The 22971-nt window shown below is 69.3% G+C and carries 20 protein-coding genes; 10 read left to right on the forward strand and 10 right to left on the reverse strand.

The window, feature by feature from the left end:
- The first annotated feature begins 3 nt into the window (after positions 1 to 3).
- Positions 4 to 1440 (forward strand): hypothetical protein, encoded by a 1437-nt coding sequence (locus tag ACH3VR_RS00355; protein WP_396638761.1) that lies wholly within the window; start codon positions 4 to 6, stop codon positions 1438 to 1440.
- Here ACH3VR_RS00355 and panB read toward each other — a convergent pair.
- The 6 genes from panB to ACH3VR_RS00385 all read right to left on the reverse strand — a co-directional run bounded on the left by panB (position 1416) and on the right by ACH3VR_RS00385 (position 6515).
- On the reverse strand, positions 1416 to 2306 hold the full coding sequence (gene panB, locus ACH3VR_RS00360; protein ID WP_396638762.1) for a 3-methyl-2-oxobutanoate hydroxymethyltransferase: 891 nt from the start codon (positions 2304 to 2306) through the stop codon (positions 1416 to 1418). The genes ACH3VR_RS00355 and panB overlap by 25 nt on opposite strands.
- 31 nt (positions 2307 to 2337) lie before the next feature.
- Positions 2338 to 3186: a pantoate--beta-alanine ligase gene (gene panC / locus ACH3VR_RS00365; RefSeq protein WP_396638763.1), complete on the reverse strand. Its 849-nt coding sequence runs from the start codon at positions 3184 to 3186 to the stop codon at positions 2338 to 2340.
- Complete coding sequence (locus ACH3VR_RS00370) at positions 3183 to 3995, reverse strand: DUF2520 domain-containing protein (protein WP_396638764.1); 813 nt, start codon at positions 3993 to 3995, stop codon at positions 3183 to 3185. Before ACH3VR_RS00370 ends, panC begins: the two co-directional genes overlap by 4 nt.
- A 73-nt stretch (positions 3996 to 4068) precedes the next feature.
- Positions 4069 to 4281 carry a hypothetical protein gene (locus tag ACH3VR_RS00375; RefSeq protein WP_396638765.1) on the reverse strand — a complete coding sequence of 71 codons (213 nt, stop codon included), beginning with the start codon at positions 4279 to 4281 and terminating at the stop codon, positions 4069 to 4071.
- Positions 4282 to 4351: 70 nt separating this feature from the next.
- The gene (locus ACH3VR_RS00380) at positions 4352 to 4510 is read right to left on the reverse strand and encodes a hypothetical protein (protein ID WP_396638766.1); all 159 of its coding nucleotides are present in this window, start codon (positions 4508 to 4510) and stop codon (positions 4352 to 4354) included.
- A gap of 97 nt (positions 4511 to 4607) precedes the next feature.
- Positions 4608 to 6515 carry an amylosucrase gene (locus ACH3VR_RS00385; RefSeq protein ID WP_396638767.1) on the reverse strand — a complete coding sequence of 636 codons (1908 nt, stop codon included), beginning with the start codon at positions 6513 to 6515 and terminating at the stop codon, positions 4608 to 4610.
- A gap of 54 nt (positions 6516 to 6569) precedes the next feature.
- On the opposite strand from ACH3VR_RS00385, the gene ACH3VR_RS00390 reads away from it, so the two are divergent.
- Together ACH3VR_RS00390 and ACH3VR_RS00395 are read left to right on the forward strand one after the other, a co-directional pair.
- Positions 6570 to 6935, forward strand: coding sequence for a VOC family protein (locus tag ACH3VR_RS00390; protein WP_396638768.1), 366 nt, complete (start codon positions 6570 to 6572; stop codon positions 6933 to 6935).
- Between the two features lie 52 nt (positions 6936 to 6987).
- A complete protein-coding gene (locus tag ACH3VR_RS00395; RefSeq protein WP_396638769.1) occupies positions 6988 to 8472 on the forward strand; it encodes an L-serine ammonia-lyase, iron-sulfur-dependent, subunit alpha in 1485 nt (494 codons plus the stop codon).
- Positions 8473 to 8595: 123 nt separating this feature from the next.
- On the opposite strand, the gene ACH3VR_RS00400 is transcribed toward ACH3VR_RS00395, so the two are convergent.
- Positions 8596 to 9132, reverse strand: a complete 537-nt coding sequence (locus tag ACH3VR_RS00400) for a hypothetical protein (protein ID WP_396638770.1) — start codon at positions 9130 to 9132, stop codon at positions 8596 to 8598.
- A 768-nt stretch (positions 9133 to 9900) separates the two neighbouring features.
- On the opposite strand from ACH3VR_RS00400, the gene ACH3VR_RS00405 reads away from it, so the two are divergent.
- The 4 genes from ACH3VR_RS00405 (at position 9901) to ACH3VR_RS00420 (ending at position 12616) form a co-directional block, all read left to right on the forward strand.
- Positions 9901 to 10356 carry an Hsp20/alpha crystallin family protein gene (locus ACH3VR_RS00405; protein WP_396638771.1) on the forward strand — a complete coding sequence of 152 codons (456 nt, stop codon included), beginning with the start codon at positions 9901 to 9903 and terminating at the stop codon, positions 10354 to 10356.
- A 70-nt stretch (positions 10357 to 10426) separates the two neighbouring features.
- On the forward strand, positions 10427 to 11032 hold the full coding sequence (locus tag ACH3VR_RS00410) for a TetR/AcrR family transcriptional regulator (protein WP_396638772.1): 606 nt from the start codon (positions 10427 to 10429) through the stop codon (positions 11030 to 11032).
- A gap of 73 nt (positions 11033 to 11105) precedes the next feature.
- A complete protein-coding gene (locus tag ACH3VR_RS00415) occupies positions 11106 to 11885 on the forward strand; it encodes an ABC transporter ATP-binding protein (protein ID WP_396638773.1) in 780 nt (259 codons plus the stop codon).
- The gene (locus ACH3VR_RS00420; RefSeq protein WP_396638774.1) at positions 11882 to 12616 is read left to right on the forward strand and encodes an ABC transporter permease; all 735 of its coding nucleotides are present in this window, start codon (positions 11882 to 11884) and stop codon (positions 12614 to 12616) included. Before ACH3VR_RS00415 ends, ACH3VR_RS00420 begins: the two co-directional genes overlap by 4 nt.
- Before the next feature lie 80 nt (positions 12617 to 12696).
- On the opposite strand, the gene ACH3VR_RS00425 is transcribed toward ACH3VR_RS00420, so the two are convergent.
- Positions 12697 to 13137 carry a MarR family winged helix-turn-helix transcriptional regulator gene (locus tag ACH3VR_RS00425; RefSeq protein WP_396638775.1) on the reverse strand — a complete coding sequence of 147 codons (441 nt, stop codon included), beginning with the start codon at positions 13135 to 13137 and terminating at the stop codon, positions 12697 to 12699.
- Between the two features lie 55 nt (positions 13138 to 13192).
- Between ACH3VR_RS00425 and ACH3VR_RS00430 the strand changes: the two genes are divergently transcribed.
- The 3 genes from ACH3VR_RS00430 to ACH3VR_RS00440 all read left to right on the forward strand — a co-directional run bounded on the left by ACH3VR_RS00430 (position 13193) and on the right by ACH3VR_RS00440 (position 19776).
- Positions 13193 to 15001: a DUF2207 domain-containing protein gene (locus ACH3VR_RS00430; protein ID WP_396638776.1), complete on the forward strand. Its 1809-nt coding sequence runs from the start codon at positions 13193 to 13195 to the stop codon at positions 14999 to 15001.
- 187 nt (positions 15002 to 15188) lie between these two features.
- Positions 15189 to 17300, forward strand: a complete 2112-nt coding sequence (locus ACH3VR_RS00435) for a glucose PTS transporter subunit IIA (protein ID WP_396638777.1) — start codon at positions 15189 to 15191, stop codon at positions 17298 to 17300.
- 196 nt (positions 17301 to 17496) lie between these two features.
- The gene (locus ACH3VR_RS00440; protein WP_396638778.1) at positions 17497 to 19776 is read left to right on the forward strand and encodes an immune inhibitor A domain-containing protein; all 2280 of its coding nucleotides are present in this window, start codon (positions 17497 to 17499) and stop codon (positions 19774 to 19776) included.
- Between the two features lie 69 nt (positions 19777 to 19845).
- On the opposite strand, the gene pgi is transcribed toward ACH3VR_RS00440, so the two are convergent.
- Positions 19846 to 21528 (reverse strand): glucose-6-phosphate isomerase, encoded by a 1683-nt coding sequence (gene pgi / locus ACH3VR_RS00445; protein WP_396638779.1) that lies wholly within the window; start codon positions 21526 to 21528, stop codon positions 19846 to 19848.
- 68 nt (positions 21529 to 21596) lie between these two features.
- A complete protein-coding gene (locus ACH3VR_RS00450; RefSeq protein ID WP_396638780.1) occupies positions 21597 to 22493 on the reverse strand; it encodes an aggregation-promoting factor C-terminal-like domain-containing protein in 897 nt (298 codons plus the stop codon).
- Positions 22494 to 22971 lie beyond the last annotated feature (478 nt).

Raw genomic sequence — 22971 nt, forward strand, 5'->3', positions numbered from 1 at the left:
GCCATGGCCCGCGACGACGACCAGCAGCATCCCGTCCTCTCCGAGAAGGAGGATGCCGCGCAGCGCGGTGACAATCCGCCTGGCTCGTTCGGTCACGAGGACACGCCGAAGGGCGACCTCGATCCCAACTGGAAGCCCAACACCGACAACCGGGATGCCGCGCAGGGACTCATCCGCGAGATCGGCAAGGAGCGGCGCCCGCACCGGGAGGACGTCTACCCGTACCTCCTGATCCGGGCGTACAGCCCCGGCGATCGCGGTGCGCGGCCGACGTGGCCCCCGATCCCGTGCTGGGAGTCGCCCGACATCCTCCTCATCGACGCGGCCTACACCGGCCCGTTCACCCCGGCGCAGCTCGTGGCGAGCCCGACGGCGGGACGGCGCTACCGCGTCTTCGTGCGCGTCTGGAACCTCGGCCTCCTCCCCGCCATCGGCGTGCACGTGCGGGCCTGGTACGTGAATCCGGGCTTCTTCGGCGGCGACCCCAGCAACCCGGCGTACCAGCCGCACCTCATCGGCGGCGCGATGGTCAACCTCGACGACCGCACGCGGCCGGGCGCGGTGCAGCTCGTCGAGCTCGCCGAGACGTGGGACATCCCCTCCGACCTCACGGGGCACGAGTGCCTCATGGCGAGCGCGTCATGCCCCCTGGATGCGTGGGGCGGTGCCCTCGACGCCAACCACGACCGCCACGTGGGTCAGCGCAACCTGCAGATCCTCGCCGGCAGCGACGACGCGAAGGCGCTCTTCTTCGGCCTCGGCGCGCTCGTCACCAAGACCGGGACGCTCGAGCTCGTGCACGGCGGTGCGGCGGTCATGCCGCTCCTGCACGCCCTCGGCGACGCCCGCACCGAGTTCGGCCCCGCTGCGCGGCTCCGCGCCCCGAAGGAGATTCGGCTCGGCGTCGGGATAGGCGCCGCGGGCACGCACCTGCTCACGATGTTCCTGACCGACCGGGGCTGGCTTGTCGCCGACAGCGCCCGGGTCTGGGCGCTGGCGGTCGAACTGGGGCTGGTCAGACACGAGGACCGACCCGGTGTCGCCGGTCGGCTCGGCGCGCACGACCGGCTCGCGGGTCACGATCGGCCGGGAGCCCTGAACCCGCCGAGCGCCGCCGGCCGGCTCGGCCGTCAGGATCTGGGCGCGGCGCTCGGCGACCGCGCGGCCCCGCACCCGTTCGCGACGCCGCTCGCGACCCGCCGGCTCATCGAGCGGATGGGGCCCGACCGCTTCGACAAGCTCGGCGTCGTCGTCAAGGGCGAGCCCGGCGAGGCGCTCCTCGAAGGCATGCAGCAGCTCTGGGGACTCAAGGGACTCTCGGCGCACGATCTCGCAGCCGCGCTCGCCGACGGTGGTCCCTGGGCGCACCTGCTGCGGTTCGCCCACACCGATCCTGAGCGGAAGGATGCCGGGGGCTACTCCGTCACGGTCGTCGGCTGATCGCCGAGCAGCTCGCGCAGCCTGGCCACCTCGTCGGGGGTCGTCGAGTAGCCGTGCTCCGGCGCGGGGTAGGCGTGCGAGCGCACATCGGCGGCGTACGCGGAGACGCCCGCGACCATGTCACTGCGCAGATCGGCGTAGCGCTTGACGAATCGTGCGGGCTGGCCGTCCCAGATGCCGAGGAGGTCGTGGAACACGAGCACCTGCCCGTCGGTCCCTGGCCCGGCGCCGATGCCGATGACCGGGATGTCGAGCGTCGGCGTGATGAGGTCGGCGACGTCCGACGGGATCGCCTCGAACACGAGGGCGAAGCATCCCGCGTTCTGCAGGGCGAGCGCGCTGCGGGCGAGCTCGAGGCCGGCCTCGGCGGTGCGGCCCTGAGAGCGATAGCCGCCGATCGACACCGCAGTCTGCGGCGTGAGCCCGACGTGGCCCATGACGGGGATGCCGGCTGCGACGATCGCGCGGGCGCGATCGACGGTCGTGCCGCCGCGCTCGACCTTGACGGCGTCGCAGCCGGTCGTCTTGACGAAGCGCTGCGCTGTCGCGACAGCCTGCTCGTCGGAGAGCTCGTACGAGCCGAACGGCAGGTCCGCCACGAGCAGCGGTGCCGTCAGCCCTCGACGCACGGCCGAGGTGAGCACGAGCATCTCCTCGACCGTGATGGGCACCGTGCTGTCGTAGCCGAGCACCGTCATGGCACCCGAGTCGCCCACGAGCACGATGTCGACGCCCGCGGCGTCGGCGATCTGGGCGCTGGGGTAGTCGTACGCCGTGACCATGACGATCGGCTCGCCCCGCTCCTTCTGCCGCGCCAGCGACGCGAGCGACACCTTGGAACGGGATGCCTCGGGCCGCGCGCTCATGCGCGCACCGAGGTGGTCGGGGACTGGCGCATCAGTGCACCTCCAGGATCCGGTTGTCGATGAGCCGCGCGGAGCCGACGCGGGCGGCCACGGCCAGGAGCGCCGTGCTCTCCACGCGGTCGAGCGTGTGGAGATCGTCGGGGGAGCGCAGGTCGAGATACTCCGGCTCGATCCCAGCCGCGGCGAGCACGGCCCGCGCCGCGTCGAGCACGTCGCCGGCCCGGGTCTCACCGCGGGCGACGGACTCTTCGGCCGCCGTGAGTGCGCGATTGAGCGCCGTCGCCTGCTGTCGTGCGTCCGCGTCGAGGTATACGTTGCGCGAGCTCATCGCGAGCCCGTCCGCTTCGCGCACGATGGGGCACGCGACGATCCGCACGGTCATGTCGAGGTCGCGCACGACGCGCCGCACGACGAGCACCTGCTGGGCATCCTTCTGCCCGAAGTAGGCGGCGTCCGGCGCCACGATCTGGAACAGCTTCGTGACGACCGTCGCGACCCCGTCGAAGTGGTGCTCACCGCGGGACGCGCCGCACATCACCTCGGTGAGGCCCGAGACGTGGATGTTCGTCGCGAAGCCGGTCGGATAGACCTCGTCGACGGGCGGTGCGAACAGCACGTCTGCGCGCGACTCTTCGGCGAGCCGCGCGTCACGCGCCTCGTCGCGCGGGTAGGCGGCGAGGTCTTCGTTCGGACCGAACTGCGTCGGATTGACGAAGAGCGACACGACGACGAGGTCGCTCTCGGCGCGGGCCTGGCGGATGAGCGACAGGTGTCCCTCGTGGAACGCCCCCATCGTGGGCACGAGACCGACGATCTTCCCGCGATCCCGGGCAGCGGCGACCTCCGCGCGGACCTCGGTGCGGGTGCGGACGATCTTCACGAAGCGGTTTCCTTCCGGGCGGTGAGGGCGGGCGCGGGGCCGGCAAGCGCGCGGGTCCCCTCTGCGAGGGCGCGGGCGTGCTGGGCGAGCACGCGGGTGCGGTCCGCGAGCACGTCGAAGAGGTCGAGCAGCTCGGGGGCGTCGGCCGCGACGGCCGCTCGCTGACGGGAGACGGTCTGCTCGTCGCCGCGCGCGATGGGCCCGGTGAGCGCCGCCTCAGGCCCGTTCGCGGCCCAGTTCTCGACGGTGCCGCGTACGAGCGGGGCGAAGAGGGTCCGCGCGTCGCCGGGTGCGAGCCCTGCGGCACCCGCGAGCCGTTCGGCGGCCGACTGCAGCGTGACGAGGTAGTTCGAGGCGAGGGATGCGGCGGCGTGGTAGCTCGCGCGGGCCTCGTCGTCGATCGCGAACGGGGTCATCCCGAGCGTGCCGGCGAGCCACGCGGCGGCGTTCGTCGCCTCGGGCGTGCCGCCCGCGATCGCGCATCCGAGACCCTGGAACTGTGGCAGGTCCTCGTGGCCCAGGAACGAGCCGAGCGGGTGCAGCCCGAAGTCAGCGTTCGCGTCGGCGAGCGTCGTGGCGCCCGACGTGTGTCCGACGAGGCGCGCGTGCGGGCGGGCGGCGTGCGCAGCATCCCGGATCTCCGCGTCGGGAACGCACAACACTGCGATGTCCGCGTCTTCGACCGGTGTGCCCCGGCCAGTGGGGCCCTGCACGGCGACCCCCGCCGTGCGGAGCGCTCGGGTGAGAGCGGTGCCGAGCCGTCCTGCGCCGACGACGCTCACGCGGAGAGGGGAGGAGGCAGTGGGCATGGCGGAGGGTGTGGATCGGGGTGTGCGATCCACGGTAGTCCTTTGTGGACCGGGTGCAGAATCGCGGGCCGCGCTAGCGCCGCTGCTCTATCGCCGACGCCGTGATCGGCACCGCGACGGCCGCCGCGATCATCAGGAGTCCCACCACGAAGACCAGCGCCTGGAACGCGGGCAGCGAGAACGAGATGCCGAGGATGATCATGCCGCCCACCAGCAAGATCCCGTAGAGCACGAACAGCAGCATCAGCAACCTCCGCAATCCGCCGTCATCGGCGCTCGCCAGCACGTGCTCTCATCGTGCCCGCAAGGCGCGAGGGAGTCCAGTACCGGACTCCCTCGCGTCGTGGGCGGTGCGATCAGGCGCCGCGTCTGATGTAGCGCATCAAGCCGATGATGATGGCGACGATCAGGATGACGATGCCGACCCAGAGCAGGAACTTGGCGGCCGATACGAACACGCCGAAGAGAAGCAGGACGACTCCGACGATGAGCAGAACTACAGCTAGTGCGGTCATGGTCTGACTCTGGCCCCGGTCGCGCGAATCGGGCACCCCCTTGAGGTTGCGTCGCGTTTGTGCAAGCAGGCAACGTATGGCGTGATCCGTGGGCCGATCACCACAACGGGCGCACGCGCAGCCAGGCGAATCCGTGCGCAGGAAGGTCGAACCCCTCTTCGAGATCGTGCGGCATGCCCGTCACGACGTCGACGGTCCCGCGGGCGAAGCCGGAGAGCGTGAGCGGGTCGACATGCACCGCCTCGTCTCCCACGTTGGCGAGCACGAGGATGCGGTCGGCGAGCAGCTCGACGCCCGGTCGCTGGAACGCGACGACCGACGCGTGCGGGGTGTCGAACCGCAGGAGCGTGTTGCCGGCCAGCTCATCCGTCGCCTGGCGCACGTCGATGAGCCGGGTGAGGCGCTGGAAGACGCGTCCGGCGGGGGTCGCGACATCAGTCCTCTGCTCGTAAGCCTCGGCAGGACGGCGCGGGCGATGCACCCAGCGGCTGTCACCGGCGGTGTCGGGATCGTCGGCATAGGCGTAGTCGTTGAGCTGCGCCACTTCGTCGCCGAGGTAAAGGAGCGGGATGCCCCCCGTCGACAGGGCGAGGGCGTGGGCGAGCACGACACGGTCCTCACCGCCGTCGTCGCCCGCCTCGATGCCGGCGAGCGACGCCGTCGTGCCTGTGACACGGGCGTCGCCGGTCTTGAGGTTCTCCTGGAACGGCACCCCGCGCGCGAACGTGCCCGGGAGGCGGCCGACGTAGAAGTCGTTGAGGAAGCGGCGGTGCGGGTAGCCGTCGATGCCGAGGGCTGCGGCATCCTCGTCGGCGAACGTCCAGCCGATGTCGTCGTGGCTGCGCACGTAGTTGACCCACGCCGTGCCATCGGGCAGGGCGTGCCGCTCGTCGAGGGCCTTCTTCAGCAGACGCCCGTCGCGTGTCGCGAGCGCCTCCCACGTGAGCGCCATCTGCAGCGGGTTGTAGGAGAGCTGGCACTCCGCGGGGGAGATGTACTCGATCACCTCGTCGGGGTGCACGATCGCCTCCGACTTGAACAGGAGGCTCGGCGCCGCCATGCGCAGCACGGCGTTGAACGCCTGCAGCAGGAGGTGCGCCTCGGGCAGCGACTCGCAGGAGGTGCCGAGGCGCTTCCAGATGAAGGCGACGGCGTCCATCCGCAGGATCTCGACCCCTTGGTTGGCGAGGAAGAGCATCTCGCCCGCCATCGCGCGGAAGACGGCGGGGTTGGCGTAGTTGAGGTCCCACTGGAAGTGGTAGAACGTCGCCCAGATCCAGCGCCCGTCGTCGAGCTGCACGAACGCGCCGGGATGGTCGTCGGGGAAGATCTCGCGCACCGTCTGCTCGTAGGCGTCGGGCATAGTGCGGTCGGGGAAGATGAGGTAGAAGTCTTCGAACCCCTCGTCGCCGGCGATGGCCCTCTGCGCCCACCCGTGCTCGTTGCTCGTGTGGTTGAAGATGAAGTCCACGACGAGCGAGATGCCCGCGAGGCGGAGGTCGGCGGCGAGCTCGGCGAGCTCCTCCATCGTGCCGAGCGCCGGATTCACACGCCGATAGCTCGAGACGGCGTACCCGCCGTCGCTGTTGCCCTCGGGGCTCTCGAAGAGCGGCATGAGGTGCAGGTAGGTCAGGCCCAGCTCCTGGAAATACGGGATCTGATCCCGGATGCCGGTGAGCCCGCCTGCGTACCGGTCGACATAGCAGACGCCGCCCAGCATGCGCTGCGACTGGAACCAGTCCGGATCGGCGTCGCGCAGATCGTCGCGCGCCTTGAGCTCGAGCGGACGAGCCTGCCAGCTCGCCGCGGCGAGGGCGATGACGTCGGCGAGTGCCTCGCGGCCGTCGCCGCGATCCCCGTAGAGCCGGCGGAACAGGGCGTGCAGTCGCGGAAAGTGGGCGTCGAACCTTTTCTGGAACGCCTCTTCGAAGGCGCCGACGTGCTGCTCGGTGTGCGCCCTGGCGAATGCCGCGGCGGCCTGGACGTCTTCGTCGAGCTGGGTCATGTCCACCTCCGTGCCGTGATGCTAGCGTGAGGCCCGGCATCCCCGGGAGGCTTCATGGAACTGGTTCAGATCGCGCAGCACGCTGACGACCTGACGCGCGCTGCGGCGTTCTACTCGCAGCTGCTCGAGTCCGAGCCGACGGGACTGTTCGACCCGCCGGGACTCCTCTTCTTCGACCTCGACGGCGTTCGGCTGCTCCTCGACCGGAACGCGCCCTCGTCATTGGTCTATCTGCACGTCGAGAACGTGCACGAGACGATCGAGCGGCTCGGCCCGGGGGTCGAGGTCCTGTCGCACCCGCACGTCATCTTCACGCACGAGGACGACACCCTGGGGCCCGCCGGACACGAGGAGTGGCAGGCCTTCATCCGCGACTCGGAGGGGAACACCGTCGGGCTCGTGGCCTTCCAGCCGCGCTGACGTCTTGCCACCCAGAGGCCTGTACTGAACGATCGTTCAGTAACCTGGAGTGGTGAGCGCCTATGTCTCGGCGTTCGAGCTGTTCTCCATCGGCGTAGGACCCTCGAGCTCCCACACGGTCGGACCCATGCGTGCGGCCCGCGACTTCGTCATCCGTCTCGGTGAGACGGATCTCCTCGAGCGTGCGGTGCGCGTCACCTGCACCCTCTGCGGCTCGCTCGGCGCGACCGGCATCGGCCACGGCACTCCCGACGCGGTCGTCGCAGGGCTGCGCGGCGAAGACCCGGCGACGGTCGAGCCCGACGCGGTGCGCCGCGCGTGGAGCGACTGGCCGGGTGGGCGGCTGCTCCTGGCGGGAACCCACGAGGTCGCGTTCGCGAAGGACGACGTCGTCTTCGCGCCGCGGACGCGGCTGCCGGGGCATCCCAACGCCATGACCCTCGCGGCGCTCGATGCCGCCGGCGCGGTTCTCGCTGAGGAGACCTACTACTCGATCGGCGGCGGATTCATCCGCCGAGAGGGCGAGGCGCAGAGGGTCGCGGCGCATCCCTTCCCGCTCGCGTTCGACAACGCCGAGGAGCTCCTCGCGATCTGCGACGAGCACGGCCTCACGATCGCCGAAGCCGCGCGCATCAATGAGGAGGCGCTGCGCACCGAGGCCGAGGTCGCCGCGGGACTCGACGCGATCTGGGACGCCATGGCCTCCTGCATCGACGCGGGGCTCGCCGCCGACGGCGAACTGCCCGGGATGCTGCGCGTCAAGCGCCGCGCCGCCTCGATCCGGCATCAGCTCGACGACGCCTCGTCGGCCGGACACCGTGAGCTGCCCGGCGAGTGGCTCGGCGCCTTCGCCCTCGCGGTGAACGAGGAGAACGCCTCGGGCGGACGAGTCGTCACCGCCCCGACGAACGGCGCAGCCGGCATCCTCCCCGCTGTCGCGATGTACTGGTGGCGCTTCCTCGCCGACTCGGGCCTCGGCGTCGGCAACGCCGTCACGCCGCACGGCGAGCTCGTCGGCAGCGCCTTGCTCGGCTTCGGTCTCGGCGAGGCTGCGGTGGACGTCGTGGACGACGAGATCGTCGCCGAAGCGAACCGCCGGCGCGGCATCCGTCGTTTCCTGCTCACCGCGACCGCGCTGGGTTCGCTCTTCAAGGCCAACGCCTCGATCTCGGGTGCCGAGGGCGGCTGTCAGGCCGAGGTCGGCTCGGCGTGCGCGATGGCGGCGGGCGGGCTCACGGCCGTCATGGGCGGCACGAACCGCCAGATCGAGAACGCCGCCGAGATCGCGATGGAGCATCACCTCGGCCTGACGTGCGACCCGGTCGGCGGGCTCGTGCAGATCCCGTGCATCGAGCGCAACGCGATCGCGGCGTCGACGGCCGTGACCGCGGCACGCCTCGCCCTGCGCGGCGACGGCAGCCACTACGTCTCGCTCGACGCCGTCGTCGAGACGATGCGCCAGACGGGCATCGACATGTCGACGAAGTACAAGGAGACGAGCGAGGGCGGCCTCGCGGTGAACGTCATCGAGTGCTGACCCGGCTCATGTCGTGCTCACTTGCGTCGTTTTGCGTTGCACCGCGCACATCGCCGCAGCTCAAGCGCAAACGCGTCGTTTCGGTTGCGGCGTTTGGTGCGCGGCCGCGCCAAACGGCGCAACTCAAACGGGTGAAGTGCCAGGCCGCCATCCCGCGTTCGTCAGCGCGGCGCGCACACGCTCCACGGCGACCTGCGAATTCGGGTAGAGGTGCTCGGCGGTGATCCTGACGACGGTCCAGCCTGCCTCGCGGCAGAGGTCGTGCTTGAGGATGTCGCGGTTCCATTGCCTGGCGTCCGTTCGGTGGTGGTCGCCCTCGTATTCGACGAGCACGTGCCACTCGGGGTAAGCGATCTCCGTCCAGCCGATGCGTCGGCCGTTCCGGGCGAACACATCGAAGTCGAGCGCCGGATCGGGGAGCCCTTCCTCTGCGAGTGCAAGCCTCAAATGAGTCTCCGGGCGGGATGCCGCACCCACGCGTACGAGGCCGATTGCAGCCTTCAGCTTGGCGATGCCCTCGCGGCGGCCGGCGGCCACAGCGGCTTCCAGCTCCTCGAGGGTCGAGGGAGGCGCCTGATGAGACCCGTCGCGGGCGCGAGGTCGGTTGAGAATCGCGTCGCCGGCTGCGACGAGATCACGCAGCGAAAGCGTCGTTGCCAATTGCGCCCACGTCGAGGCAGGTGAGGCGACACGGAGCCCGGTGGGGGTGCGCACGCGCACCAACCCGGGTCTCAGTTGGTGGCCCGCGATTCCTCGCCCACTCGGTGCTCGATGTGGTGAGAGCACGCTGACGTGTGCGGTCCCGGCGCATCCGGTGGGGAGCGGGATCCCCCACACGATCGCCGCGCTCGCATGGGAGAAGAAGACGTGCCGGGGCAGTCGGGCGGCGAGCGCGCGGAGCCTCCGCAGTTCCGCTGATTCTCCGGGCGTGTCGCCTTCGTCCCCGAGAACCATCCGGACCCCCCAGAACGGGGCGAGGAGGTCCCGTCTTCGCAGCCGTGCTCGACTCGCACCGGATTCGAGAGCGGATGCCACGGAGAATTCGCCGCCGAGGCGGCCCGGAAGGTCAGTCATCCCCCGAGGCTCGGGGCGGCCACGCCTCGGCCTGCACTCATCCAGCGAGTCTGTGGAGGGTGGCACGCGCGCGGGGTCTGGGGAGGAGCGCGCCCGCCCTTCAGTTGCGCCGATTGGCACCCGCGTCTGCCAATCGCCGCAAGCGAACAAACAGGTCGAGCGTTTGGTTGCGCCGATTGGCGATCCCCACTGCAAATCGCCGCAACCGAGCGTGCGGGGCACACCCAGAAGGAGTGTTCGCCGTGCGCGAACCGTTGGCACTCTCGGGGTTTGAGTGCTAAATTGAACGTAGTTGAGTCGAGTCGACTCAAGTTCACAAGACCACAAGGAACACCCCGACAGAAGGAGAGAGAAATGGCCCAGTACGACCCGTTCCGCGACCTCGACCGCCTCGCTTCGAGCCTTCTCGACACGCGCCGCGGACCCCGCCGCATGCCGATGGACCTCTACCGTGACGGTGACCACTACGTCCTCACGGCCGACATGCCCGGCATCGACCCGGGGTCGGTCGATATCGACGTCGACGGGCAGCTGCTCACGATCCGCGCCGAGCGCACCCTCACCACCGGCGAGGGCGTGAAGTGGATCACGCGCGAGCGCGAGGCGGCGAGCTTCCTCCGCCAGCTCAACCTCGGGCAGGGTATCGACACCGAGCGCATCACGGCGAACTACAACAACGGCGTGCTCAGCGTCACGATCCCCGTGAGCGAGAAGGCCAAGCCGCGCAAGATCGAGGTGACGTCGGATGCCGAGCAGCCGACGATCCTCGCGCACGAGAGCCACGACGAGCCGCAGCCCGTCGAGCAGTGAGCTGACTCTTCCCACCGGCGCCGCCCCGAGTCCGAAGACTCGGGGCGGCGCCGCGTTCTAGGCTGACGCCATGCCCGAGTACGCCGTGCCGACACCCCGTCGCCGGGGCCGCCCGCGCGGAGGAGAGTCGGGCACCCGGGACCGCATCCTGGGCTCGGCCGTCGACGAGTTCGCCGAGCACGGGTACGACGGTGCGACCATCCGCGGCATCGCGACGCGAGCGGGTGTCGACTCTGCGCTCGTGCACCACTACTTCGGCACGAAGGCCGACCTGTTCGCCGAGGCCGTCGGTGCGCCCATGCGGCCCGACGTCGACGTGCCCGCGATCCTGGCGGGTCCGCGCGACGAGCTGGGCGAGCACCTCGTCCGCTACGTGCTCGAGGCGTGGGAGCGGCCCGACGTGCGCAAGCGCGGTGTCGTGCTCCTGCGCTCGGCGCTCGGCAACCGCTTCGCGACGCCCCTCCTCGCCAGCTTCCTCTCGCGGGAGCTGCTGGGCCGCATCGCCGCCGAGCTCGACGTGCCCGACGCCGAGCTGCGCGCGAGCCTCGTCGCGTCGCAGGTCGCGGGCCTGCTCATCGCACGGCATGTGCTCAAGCTGCCGGCGGTCGCGTCGGCGTCGGTCGACGAGCTCATCGCGCGCATCGCGCCGACGGTGCAGCGGTACCTCACGGAGTGAGCCTTGACGTCGATCACACCGCGGAGGACTATTCATCACATGATGAATAAGGGGGCGATCGGAGGTGCTCGCCGTGGCTGAGGGCAACGCCGTCGAGGTGCGCGGACTGCACGTGCGCCGCGGCACCACCGAGGTGTTCAAGAGTATCGATCTCGACATCCCGCGCGGCCAGATCACGGGCCTCATGGGTCCGTCCGGCTGCGGCAAGACGACCCTCATGCGCTCGATCGTCGGCGTGCAGAAGATCGCGGGCGGCACCGTCACGGTGCTCTCCGATCCCGGCGGCACGCAGGTGCAGCGTCGCCGCGTCTCGTACGACACGCAGGCCGCGTCGGTGTACGGCGACCTGACGATCCAGCAGAACCTCCGCTACTTCGCCCGGCTGATCGGCGCGCCGACCTCCGACGTCGACCGCGTCATCACGCAGGTCGGGCTCGCCGACCAGGCCAAGCAGACCGTCGATTCGCTCAGCGGCGGGCAGGAGAAGCGCGTGTCGCTCGCCGTCGCGATGCTCGGCACGCCGGAGCTGCTCGTGCTCGACGAGCCGACCGTCGGCCTCGACCCGCTCCTGCGCTCCGAGCTGTGGGAGATCTTCCGCGGCGTCGCCGAGGCGGGTGCGACCATCGTCGTGAGCAGCCACGTGATGGACGAAGCCCTCCGCTGCGACCGCATCGTGCTGCTGCGGGCCGGGCGCATCATCGCCGACACGACACCCGCTCGCCTGCTCACCGACACGGGGGAGTCGGATCCGGATGCCGCCTTCCTGGCGCTCATCGAAAGGGATGCCGCGGCCTCGGCCCAGGCGCATCATCCGATGACGCGGCGACAGGCGCGGGAGGAGGCATCCGAATGAACGGCGTGCGCACCTTCGCCACCGCCGGACGGGTCCTGCGGCAGCTGAGCCACGACCCGCGGTCGATCGCGCTCATGCTCATCGCGCCGAGCCTGCTCGTCGGGCTGTTCGCCTGGCTCTTCAGCGACCAGGACGGCGTCTTCGACATCTACGGACCGCCGATCCTGGCACTGTTCCCGTTCATCATCATGTTCCTCATCACGTCGATCACGACGCTGCGGGAGCGTCGCTCGGGCACGCTCGAGCGGCTCATGACGACGCCGATCGGCAAGGCCGACTTCATCACGGGCTACGCGCTCGCGTTCGGCCTCATGGCCGTCATCCAGGCGATCGTCACGGTGTCGTTCGCCGTGCTGGTCTGCGGACTCAACACCGACGGGCCGGCGTGGCAGCTCGGACTTGTCGCCGTCTCCGACGCGGTGCTGGGCATGGCGCTGGGGCTGCTCGCGAGCGCCTTCGCGCGCACGGAATTCCAGGCTGTGCAGTTCATGCCGCTCATCGTGTTCCCGCAGATCCTGCTCGGCGGCCTGTTCATGCCCCGAGACCAGATGCCCGACGCGCTGTACGCGATCAGCAAGGTGCTGCCGCTGAGCTACGCCATCGACGCGATCAACGCCGTGACCGCCGGCGAAGAGGGATGGGACGTCTACGGACCGCTGCTCGTCGTGCTCGGGTTCCTCGTCGGGTCGCTGATCCTCGCGTCGCTCACGCTGCGCCGGCGCACGCCGTAGCGCTGTTCTGCGGAAGGCTCAGGCTCGACCCCGCGACAAGCTCGGGGACCGGGAGCAGGCGAGACGGCCCCGGCGTGGGGTCAGCAGCCGAGCTGAGGCCGTCGCAGCTTCGCGGTCAGCTCGCGCAGCTGATCGAGCTCGTCGTCGCTGAGCACGGACATCCGCTCCGCGATGGCCCGGCCGTGCGACGACGCGATGCGGCGGAAGGCGGATGCGCCGTCGTCCGTCGCGCGCACGAGGGCGCCGCGGCCGTCGTCGGGATCTGCACACTTCGAGATGAGTCCCCGTGCGACCATGCGGTCGACGAGGCGCGAGACGCTGGGCTGGCTGATGAGCATGTTGGCCGTGACGTCGCGCAGCCGCGCCGTCATGTCATCCGCACGGGTCACGGTGAGCAGCACGTCGTACTCGGCCTGGGACAGCGCCGTCCCGTCGAAGTCGCCGCTGATGTCTCCGAAGACCTCGTGCTGGGCGCGGAAGAGGCTCTCCCAGGCGTCGATCGCGAGTCGCCGGTCGGTCATGTGCAACAGAATACGGCGAACCTCCGCCGTCGGGGCGGGCCGTAGGCTGAGCGCCATGGGGACCGTCCTTCGGCGCGCTGCCGCGCTCGTGCTCGCGGCATCCATCCTGGTCCTTTCGGCCTGCACCGGCTCGACCGGGACGAGCGATGACGCCGTTGCCGTGTCCGCGAACGTCGACGACTTCCGCTTCTCGAGTCTCGACGTCGACTACACGCTCACCCGCGCCGACGACGGCACGAGCCGCCTCGAGGTGCAGGAGCGCTTCGTCGCCGAATTCCCCGACATCGATCAGAACCACGGGATGCGGCGCCTCGTGCCCGACTCGTACGGGGGCGCTCCGCTCAATCCGCACTTCGTCTCGATCACGGACGGCGACGGCAATCCGCGGCCCGCGGAAGTCGACGACGAAGACGGCGTCTTCTCCATGACCTCGCGCGCCGACGACTTCGTCCACGGCGAGCAGACGTACATCTTCACCTACACGCTCGAGAACGTCACGCGGTTCTTCGAGGACACCGATGCCGACGAGTTCTACTGGGATGTCAACGGCACCGATTGGGCTCAGCCGTTCGGTCGCATAACGGCGACTCTGCACATGGATGCCGCACTCGCGGCCGCCCTCACCGGGAGCGCGTCGTGCTACCACGGCTACGAGGGCGCGACAGATCCCTGCTCCATCTCGATCGAGCGCACGAACGCCGCAAGCACCGTCACCGCGAGCACCGGCGACGTGCCGCCCCACCAGACCATGACGATCGCGGTCGGGTTCGAGCCAGGGACGTTCACGAAGTTCGACGCGTCGTTCTTCGCGTCGCCGTGGGGCTGGCTGCAGGCGATCGCGGCGCTCGGAGTGCTCGGCGGACTCCTCTGGGCGATCATCACGCGCCGACGACGCCTGCGCGACGAGCCGGGCAGGCCCACGATCATCGCCGAGTACACGCCGCCGGCGCACATCGACGCTCTCGAGAGCGCCGTGCTGCTCGGCCGCACCTCGAAGGCGATCCCGGCCGAGGTGCTCGAGCAGGCTGTCGTCGGCAGCATCCGCATCCTCGAGGGCGAGCGCCGCTGGCTCGGCGGTGCACGTCTCAAGGCCGAGCTCGTCGACCCGACGAAGGCCGACGGCGACGGCCTCATGCTGCTCGACGGCCTGTACCCGGGCTTCGTCGTGGGCGACCTGTACGAGTTCGGCCAGACCGACCGGCGGTTTTCGTCGGCGGCGCAGTCGATCATCAAGGCCGCCACGAAGGAGCTCGACCGGCGGGGGCTGCGCCGAAGGGTGCCGGCCTGGACGCGTGCCCTGCCGATCATCGCGACGGGGCTCGCCGGCACGCTCGTGTTCCTGTTCGGCGTCGCCGCGCTGAACGCCCTGGTCGACGCATGGGTCCCGATCATCCTCATCGTCGGCGCCTTCATCGCCGAGTTCGCCGTGATCTCGCTCGTCTCGCATAAGCCGCTCACGGCTCTCGGCGCCGAAGTTCGCGACCATCTCGCGGGTCTGAAGGTCTTCATCGAGTGGGCCGAGGCAGACCGCATCCGCATGCTGCAGTCGCCGCAGGGTGCCGAGCGCGTCGCCATCGACACGAGCGACCGCCGCGAGATGCTGAAGATCTACGAAGCCCTCCTGCCGTACGCGGTCGTCTTCGGCCAGGAGAAGCAGTGGGCGAAGGAGCTCGCCGTGCTCTACGGCGAGCAGGGCTCGCCCGTGTGGTACTCGGGCTCGAGCGGGGCCTTCAACGCGGCGGCGTTCTCCGCGGGCATCGGCACGCTGTCATCGAGCGCGTCGTCGGCCTCGTCGTCGGGCGGATCGAGCGGCGGCGGATCGGCCGGCGGGGGCGGTGGCGGAGGCGGCGGCGGGGGAGTCTGACCTGATCGAGCCAGGCGCCGCGTCGGCGTCTGACGCCACGCATTCATCAAGGACGCCTGTTACTGGTGATACGCCTGTTGCAATCCCCGGCGCGGCGATAGCATCCGGATTGACGGGACGAGGGAGTCCGGGGAGAGACGTTCCGTCGGTGGACAGCACGCATCAGGATCGTTGAAGGAGATCTCTCATGGCCACCTCGCCAGCAGCAGACATCGTCAGCGCCGTCGGTGGCGCGGGCAACATCGAGAGTCTCACGCACTGCGCGACGAGACTCAGATTCCAGCTCAGAGACGCGAGCGGAGTCGACCAGAAGGCCGTGGAGGCCATCCCCGGCGTCATGGGGGCGGTGCCGCAGGCCGGCGACCGGTTCCAGGTCGTCATCGGCGGCGGCGTGCAGAACGTCTACAACGACATCATGGCGCTGCCCGGCCTCACCGGCGGCGGCGGCGCCGTCGACGAGGACGACATCGACTCGATCAAGGCGCGCGAGCGGGCGAAGGGCGTCCGCGGCCAGGTCGCATGGATCGACGGGCTGTTCGAGTTCCTGTCGGACTCGTTCCGGCCGATCCTCGGCGCCCTCCTCGGAGCATCCTTCTTCATCACGTTCATGGCGCTCATGGCGACCCTCAACGTGATCCCCGACTGGAACGCGCCCGGGGTCACTCTCGAGCCGTCGTGGGCGTTCGTGAACCTGATGTGGCAGTGCATCTTCGTGTTCCTGCCGCTCATGGTCGCCTACAACGCGACGAAGAAGGTCGGCGCCGACCCGTGGGTGGGCTTCGGCGTCATGGCCGTGCTGATGCTCCCGGGATTCTCCGCGCTCAAGGCGGAGGCCACGCCCCAGCAGGTGTTCGGCTCGGAGGTCTTCATCGTCCCGATCTTCGGCTTCCCGCTGACGATCTTCGACTACAGCTCGCAGGTGTTCCCGCCGCTGCTGATGGCGGCCGTCATGGGTCCGCTTTACAAGCTGCTGCGACGGATCATCACCGCGAACCTGCAGCTGATCTTCGTGCCGTTCTTCGCGATGCTCATCATGATCCCGCTGACGGCGTTCATCCTCGGGCCGATCGGCGTCTACGTGGGCGCCTGGCTCGCACAGGCGCTCGCCGCGATAAACAATTTCTCACCATTCATCTTCGCGATCATCATCCCGTTGGCGTATCCGTTCATGGTGCCGCTCGGCCTGCACTGGCCGATCAACGCGATCATGCTGCTGAACATCCAGACGCTCGGCTACGACTTCATCCAGGGCCCCATGGGCGCGTGGAACTTCGCATGCTTCGGCGCCACGGCGGGCGTGCTCGTGCTTTCGCTCCGCCACCGCGACACGCAGATGAGGCAGACAGCCACCGGCGCTCTGGCGGCGGGTCTGCTGGGTGGAATCTCAGAGCCGTCCCTCTACGGAATCCATCTGAGATTCAAGCGCATCTATCCACGCATGCTCGTCGGGTGCTTCATCGGCGGACTCACGATCGGTCTCGGCAGCCTGATCCTCGGTCTGCCGAACGGCGTCACGACGCAGGCCTTCGTGTTCACGTCGCTGCTCACGATCCCCGCGTTCGACCCGATCGGGCTGTACACGATCGCGATCGCGCTGGCCTTCTTCACGTCTATGTTCCTCGTGATCTGGTCGAACTTCCGCACTCCCGAGCAGCAGGCCGAGTTCGAAGCGGTTCGGGATGCCGCGGAGGCCAAGGCTGCGGCCGAGCACGTGAAGCCCGCCGCGATCGAGGAGGCGGAGGGTCGCGCGTTCGACGCGTCCGACAGGCCGGCCACCGCGGCGGCTGCGGCCGCCGCTGCGACCGCACCCGCGCCGACCGCGGTACTCGACCGGCTCGCGATCGACGTCCGCGCACCTCTCGAGGGCAAGGTCGTGCCGCTCTCAGAGGTGCCGGATCCGGTGTTCGCCGGCGGAGTGATGGGACCGGGAGTGGCGATCGAGCCGACGGGCGACACCGTCCACTCTCCGGGCCCGGGAACGATCGCCGCAGCGCAGCCGACCGGGCATGCGTTCGGGATCGTGCTCGACGGAGGCCTGGAGATCCTCATCCACGTCGGCATCGACACGGTCAATCTGAAGGGCGAGGGCTTCGACGTCAAGGTCAAGAACGGCGATCGCGTCGAGACCGGCACTCCGCTCGTCAAATTCGACCGGGCAGTGATCGAGAAGGCGGGCTACCCGCTCGTGACGCCCGTCATCGTCCTCAACGCCGACGACTTCGGCAAGGTCTCGCCCGAGGCCGAGGGCGACGTCAAGCCCGGCGACTCGCTCCTCTGGGTCGAGCCCAAGGACGCGTAGCCTACACGCCGAATGGAACGGGATGCCGCGAACTGCGGCATCCCGTTCCATTTTCTTCGCATTCTGCACAGTCGCGGAACGGTGCAGTCTCAGAAACATGAGAAGAGATTCATGGGTCTTTGTCAGGAAACCCTCCGCTGTTACATTGCGTCGGGGCGTTCGGCGATCCCGGGCGCAAATTGATAAGGAGCAACGCGTGAAACGACGCATCTTCGGCCTTGGGGCCGTCGTTGCGGCGGGCGCGACAGTGGTGGCCGGCATGGCATTCGTGCCCGCGGCCGTCGCTGCACCCGCCGGTGATTCTCAGCCATCCGCAGCGCAGCGGCTGGACAATCGGCCAGGGCCCCTCACGGCCCGGCAGAACGATCGACGCAAGGCCGCGCAGAAGCTGATCCTGTCGGGCAAGGCCTCGGTCGACCCGGTCGACGGGTCGGTGCAGGTCGGCGACAAGTACTACCAGGCGGCCCTCACCGGCGAGGCGCAGGTCTTCACGATCCTGTCGCAGTTCGGAGACCAGGGCGACAAGAAGCTCGGCACGGTCCCCGGCCCCCTGCACAACCAGATCCCCCAGCCCGACCGCAGCGTGAACAACAGCACGCACTGGGTCTCCGACTTCAACCAGCCGTATTACGAAGACCTCTTCTTCGGCGACGGCGAGTCGTTCAAGGACTTCTACGAGAAGCAGTCGTCGGGTGCCTTCACGGCAGCAGGCGGAGTGAGCGACTGGGTGACGGTGCCCGGCAACGCATCGGTCTACGGCGACAACGCGGTCGAGGACTTCGGCGGAGCCTGGAAGTTCATCGCCGACACCGGCAACGCCTGGTACAACGCGCAGAAGGCTGCGGGCAAGAGCGACGCCGAGATCAAGGCCGCTCTCGCCCAGTACGACGTCTGGGACCGCTACGACTACGACAACGACGGCAACTTCAACGAGCCCGACGGCTACATCGACCACTTCCAGGCCGTGCATGCGGGCGAGGGCGAAGACGCCGGCGGCGGCGCCCAGGGCGAGGACGCCATCTGGTCGCACCGCTGGTACGTCAACCAGACCGACTTCGGCCTGACCGGTCCGGCGAACGCCAAGTTCGGCGGCACGCAGATCGGCGATACCGGCATCTGGATCGGCGACTACACGGTCGAGGCCGAGAACGGCGGCCTCGGCGTCTTCTCGCACGAGTTCGGACACGACCTGGGCCTCCCCGACCTGTACGACACCAACGGCGGCGAGAACTCGACCGCGTTCTGGACGCTCATGTCGAGCGGCTCGTGGCTCAACCACGGCGTCGACGACATCGGCACGACGCCGGGATACATGGGTCCGTGGGAGAAGCTCCAGCTCGGCTGGCTCAGCTACCACGTCGTGCAGCCTGGCGAGTCGGGCAGCTTCACGCTGAGCCCGGCTGCGCTGCAGGCCGCCGGCCAGGCGCAGGGCCTCGTGGTCGACGTGCCCGACGAGGCCGTCTCGACGACGTACACGACGCCGCCCTCGGCGCCGAACGCCTGGTGGACGTCGAGCGCCGACGACCTCAACACGACCCTCACCCGCACGATCGACCTGACGGGCATCTCGAAGGCGTCGCTGACGGCGAAGGCCTGGTACGAGATCGAGGACGGGTTCGACTACCTGTACGCGGAGTACAAGCCGGCCGGTGCGGCGAACTGGACGGCGCTCACGACGATCAGCGGATCGTCGAAGGGCAAGTGGACGAACCTCAGCGTCTCGGTGCCCGGCGGCGGCCCCGTCGAGTTCCGGTTCCGGTACCAGTCCGACGGCGGTGTGCACCTCGGTGGCGCGTTCATCGACGACATAGTCATGAAGGCGAACGGCAAGACGCTGTTCGCCGACAACGCCGACGGCCCCGACGCCAACGGCTGGACGGCAGCGGGCGGGTTCAAGAAGAGCACCGGCACCGAGGAATCGATCGGCGACCGGTACTACCTGCTGGAGAACCGCACGTACGTCGGCTACGACGACACGCTGCGCACCGGCCCCTACCAGTTCGACAAGGCCTACACGGCGCCCGACCACGTCGAGCACTTCCCGTTCCAGGACGGCCTGCTCGTCTGGGCGGTCGACGAGACCTACTCGGACAACAACACGATCGACCACCCGGGCCACGGCCTGACCCTTCCGGTCGACTCGCACCCGGCGAAGTTCACGTACTCCGACGGCACGGGGCCGAGCAACCGGCGCCAGCCCTTCGACGCGACCTTCGGCCTGCAGCAGACCGACCCGGTCGCGCTGCACAAGGAGGTTCTCACGGGCAAGGGCAAGAACCAGACGATCCAGACCCTCGCGGCAGTCGCCCCGGCCGGTCAGCAGATCGCGACGTTCGACGACACCGTGACCGATGCCTACTTCAGCGCGACGAACCCGCTCGGCGGCGTCTATGTCGCGGGGCACGGCGTCACGGCGACGGTGACGGGTCAGAACACCGGCGGCACGCTCACGGTCAACGTGAACAACCCTCAGTGATCTGAGGACACAGAGCGGGCCCGCCTCTCCCGAGAGGCGGGCCCGTTCTTCGTTGGCGCTGGTGTGCGATCAGACCGTGCGGTTGGCCTTGTAGTACTCGAGCAGCGCGCGGGTCGAGGCATCCTGAGCCGCCGCGGCGTCCGCATCGCCCTCGAGGGCCGGCGCGATCTGCAGTGCGAGCTGCTTGCCGAGCTCGACGCCCCACTGGTCGAACGAGTTGATGCCCCAGATCACGCCCTGCGTGAACGTGATGTGCTCGTACAGGGCGATGAGCTCGCCGAGCACCCGGGGCGTCAGCGCGGCCGCGAAGATCGACGTCGTCGGGCGGTTGCCGGGGAACGTGCGCGCCGCGACGAGCGCGCCGGTCGTGCCCTCGGCCTCGACCTCCTCGGCGGTCTTGCCGAAGGCGAGCGCCTTCGTCTGCGCGAGGAAGTTCGCGAGGAACAGGCCGTGCACGTCGCGTCCGTCGGAGGAGAGCGGGAACGCGGGGTTCACGAAGGCGATGAAGTCGGCCGGGATGAGGCGCGTGCCCTGGTGGATGAGCTGGTAGAACGCGTGCTGGCCGTTCGTGCCGGGCTCGCCCCAGAACACCTCGCCCGTCCCCGTCGTGACGGGGGAGCCGTCCCAGCGCACCGACTTGCCGTTCGACTCCATCGTGAGCTGCTGCAGGTAGGCGGCGAAGCGGTGCAGCTGCTGCGCGTAGGGGAGCACGGCGTGCGTCTGCGCGTCGAGGAAGTTCGTGTACCAGACGTTGAGCAGTCCCATGAGGACGGGCACGTTCTGGGCGAGCGGCGTGTTCGCGACGTGCTCGTCGACGGCGTGGAAGCCCGCGAGCAGCTCGCGGAACGCCTCGGGGCCGAGAGTGATGACGAGCGACAGGCCGATGGCGGAGTCCACCGAGTACCGGCCGCCCACCCAGTCCCAGAACCCGAACGCGTTGGCGGTGTCGATGCCGAACGCCGCGACCTTGTCGAGCGCCGTCGAGACGGCGACGAAGTGGTGCGCGACGGCGTTCGTGCGGTCATCGTCGGACGAGGAGATGGCACCGGATGCCTCGAGACCGGCCCACAGCCAGTCACGTGCGAGTCGTGCGTTCGTGAGGGTCTCGAGCGTCGTGAAGGTCTTCGACGCGACGATGAACAGCGTCGTCTCGGGGTCGAGGTCGGCGGTCTTGAGCGCGATGTCGGCGGGGTCGATGTTCGAGACGAAGCGGGCCGTGATGCCCGCGTCGGCGTAGGGCTTGAGCGCCTCGAAGATCATGTATGGGCCGAGGTCGGAGCCGCCGATGCCGATGTTGACGACGGTCTCGACCTTCTTGCCCGTCACGCCGCGCCAGTCGCCAGAGCGGACGCGCTCGGCGAAGGCATCCATCGCCTCGAGCACGGCCTGCACGTCGTGGTCGACGTCCTGGCCGTCGACCGTCAGCGCGGGGGAGGCGCCCGGCGGGCGCCGCAGCGCCGTGTGCAGCACCGCGCGGTCTTCCGTCGTGTTGATGTGGTCGCCCTCGAGCATCGCGGCGTAGCGCTCAGGCACGCCCGTCTCTTCGGCGAGCTTCACGAGGCTCGCGAGCACCGCGTCGGTGACGAGGTTCTTCGAGAGGTCGACATGGAGGTCGGCGAGGGTGAAGCTCAGCTTGCCGACGCGATCGGGATCGCTCGCGAACCAGCCGCGGAGGTCGGGCTGGAAGGCGGATCGGTGGGCGTCGAGCTCGGTCCAGGCGGACGTGGCAGTGGCATCGATGGGGGCACTCACGCGTCCCACGCTAGCGCGCAGGTGTTGCGCGCGCCTCACCGCGTCGCGTCGTGCGATGTGAGCGGGGCTCAGTACCAGTTGGTCGCGTTCGAGTGACCCCACGCCGCGCACGGGCTGCCGTACGAGCCGTTGATGTACTGGAGTCCCCAGCGGATCTGCGTCGTCGCGTTGGTCTGCCAGTCGGAGCCGACGCTGGCCATCTTGCTGCCGGGCAGGGCCTGCGGGATGCCGGTGGCGCCGCTGCCGGAGTTGTAGGCCTGGTAGTTCCAGCCCGACTCGCGGTTCCACAGCGACACGAGGCACGAGAACTGGTCGGAGCCCCAGCCGTACTCGCTCGCGGCGATCTGCTGAGCCGTGGCCTTGGCGCCCTCCGGCGTGTTCGCGGCGGCGAGGGCGGCCGCTGCCTCCTCGGCCTGACGCTGCGCCTCGGCGGCGGCAGCCGCGGCGGCCTCTTCGGCGGCCTTCTTGGCGAGGGCGGTCTCGAGGCGAGTGCGCAGATCGGTCGTCTGCACCGTGACCTGCTGCGTCGCCTCGGCGGCGGCCTCCGTGACACCGGGAAGGAGGAACGTCGGCAGCACGTCGTACGCCGAGATCTTGTCGATCTCCTCGCGGAGCTCGGTCGTGTCGATCGTCGTCGGCCCGCCCACGTCGAGTCCCGACGCGGCGGTGTCGGCGACGACGGAGGCGGCCTCGTCGACGGCGACGTGCGCGCTCGCGAGCGCCGCCTCGGCGTCGGCCGTGATCCGCACCATCGTCTGGGTCGGGCCGCTGTTCGCGAGCGCGGGGGTCGTGCCGTAGACGAACGAGGCGGGAGTCGTGGTCGAGGGTCGCATCGCCGCCGAGGCGGACGTGGTCGCGGCACCCGTGAGGGCGACGACGCCGAGCAGGGCGGCGGTCGCGACGGCGGTCGAGGCGATGGCGCGACGGCTCGCGCGGGCAGGTGTGATGAGGCGCGTGGAACGCATGCGCAGGAAATCCTTCGGGCTTCTTGTCCGCCGGCGCGATGCGCCGGCGTGGCCCTCGGGACGGGCACGAGCCACGAGTCTGCAAGGCGTTTCTGGACGAAGCCCCAGGCTTGCCTGGACAGGTCGTGTGAGCGGATGCCGCGAAAAGGGCCGATCCAGGGGCTGATTTCCTTCGGCGGCAGCCTTCGCGAGCGCTGCTCGGGGTGCTCGTCAGACGACAAGAGTAAGGGCCGGTCGGAGAGGCTTCCGACCGGCCCTTGTCCCTTGCACCAAGAGTGTCCTGCAATCACATGCCGGTAGCTGCCACAGCAAAACAACTACCGTGCATGCACTCTATAACGGCGAGATAACGGAAGGGAAGAGGTCCGCGTTATCTTTCCGTGATTATTTGCCGACACATACGAGACGCTCAGGTTCGTACCGCGGGATGTGCGATCCTGCGCCCCCTGGTGACGCCTCCGGCTTCGCCCTAGACTTC

Origin of the sequence: Microbacterium alkaliflavum (assembly GCF_044325405.1) — a bacterium.
GTDB lineage: Bacteria > Actinomycetota > Actinomycetes > Actinomycetales > Microbacteriaceae > Microbacterium > Microbacterium alkaliflavum.

Excerpts from the sequence above, each read along its gene's own strand:
- ACH3VR_RS00355 (WP_396638761.1), top strand. The coding sequence starts at position 4 with ATGGCCCGCGACGACGACCAGCAGCATCCCGTCCTCTCCGAGAAGGAG.
- panB (WP_396638762.1), bottom strand. The coding sequence starts at position 2,306 with ATGAGCGCGCGGCCCGAGGCATCCCGTTCCAAGGTGTCGCTCGCGTCG.
- ACH3VR_RS00370 (WP_396638764.1), bottom strand. The coding sequence starts at position 3,995 with ATGCCCACTGCCTCCTCCCCTCTCCGCGTGAGCGTCGTCGGCGCAGGA.
- ACH3VR_RS00380 (WP_396638766.1), bottom strand. The coding sequence starts at position 4,510 with ATGACCGCACTAGCTGTAGTTCTGCTCATCGTCGGAGTCGTCCTGCTT.
- ACH3VR_RS00385 (WP_396638767.1), bottom strand. The coding sequence starts at position 6,515 with ATGACCCAGCTCGACGAAGACGTCCAGGCCGCCGCGGCATTCGCCAGG.
- ACH3VR_RS00390 (WP_396638768.1), top strand. The coding sequence starts at position 6,570 with ATGGAACTGGTTCAGATCGCGCAGCACGCTGACGACCTGACGCGCGCT.
- ACH3VR_RS00405 (WP_396638771.1), top strand. The coding sequence starts at position 9,901 with ATGGCCCAGTACGACCCGTTCCGCGACCTCGACCGCCTCGCTTCGAGC.
- ACH3VR_RS00410 (WP_396638772.1), top strand. The coding sequence starts at position 10,427 with ATGCCCGAGTACGCCGTGCCGACACCCCGTCGCCGGGGCCGCCCGCGC.
- ACH3VR_RS00420 (WP_396638774.1), top strand. The coding sequence starts at position 11,882 with ATGAACGGCGTGCGCACCTTCGCCACCGCCGGACGGGTCCTGCGGCAG.
- ACH3VR_RS00425 (WP_396638775.1), bottom strand. The coding sequence starts at position 13,137 with ATGACCGACCGGCGACTCGCGATCGACGCCTGGGAGAGCCTCTTCCGC.
- ACH3VR_RS00430 (WP_396638776.1), top strand. The coding sequence starts at position 13,193 with ATGGGGACCGTCCTTCGGCGCGCTGCCGCGCTCGTGCTCGCGGCATCC.
- ACH3VR_RS00435 (WP_396638777.1), top strand. The coding sequence starts at position 15,189 with ATGGCCACCTCGCCAGCAGCAGACATCGTCAGCGCCGTCGGTGGCGCG.
- ACH3VR_RS00450 (WP_396638780.1), bottom strand. The coding sequence starts at position 22,493 with ATGCGTTCCACGCGCCTCATCACACCTGCCCGCGCGAGCCGTCGCGCC.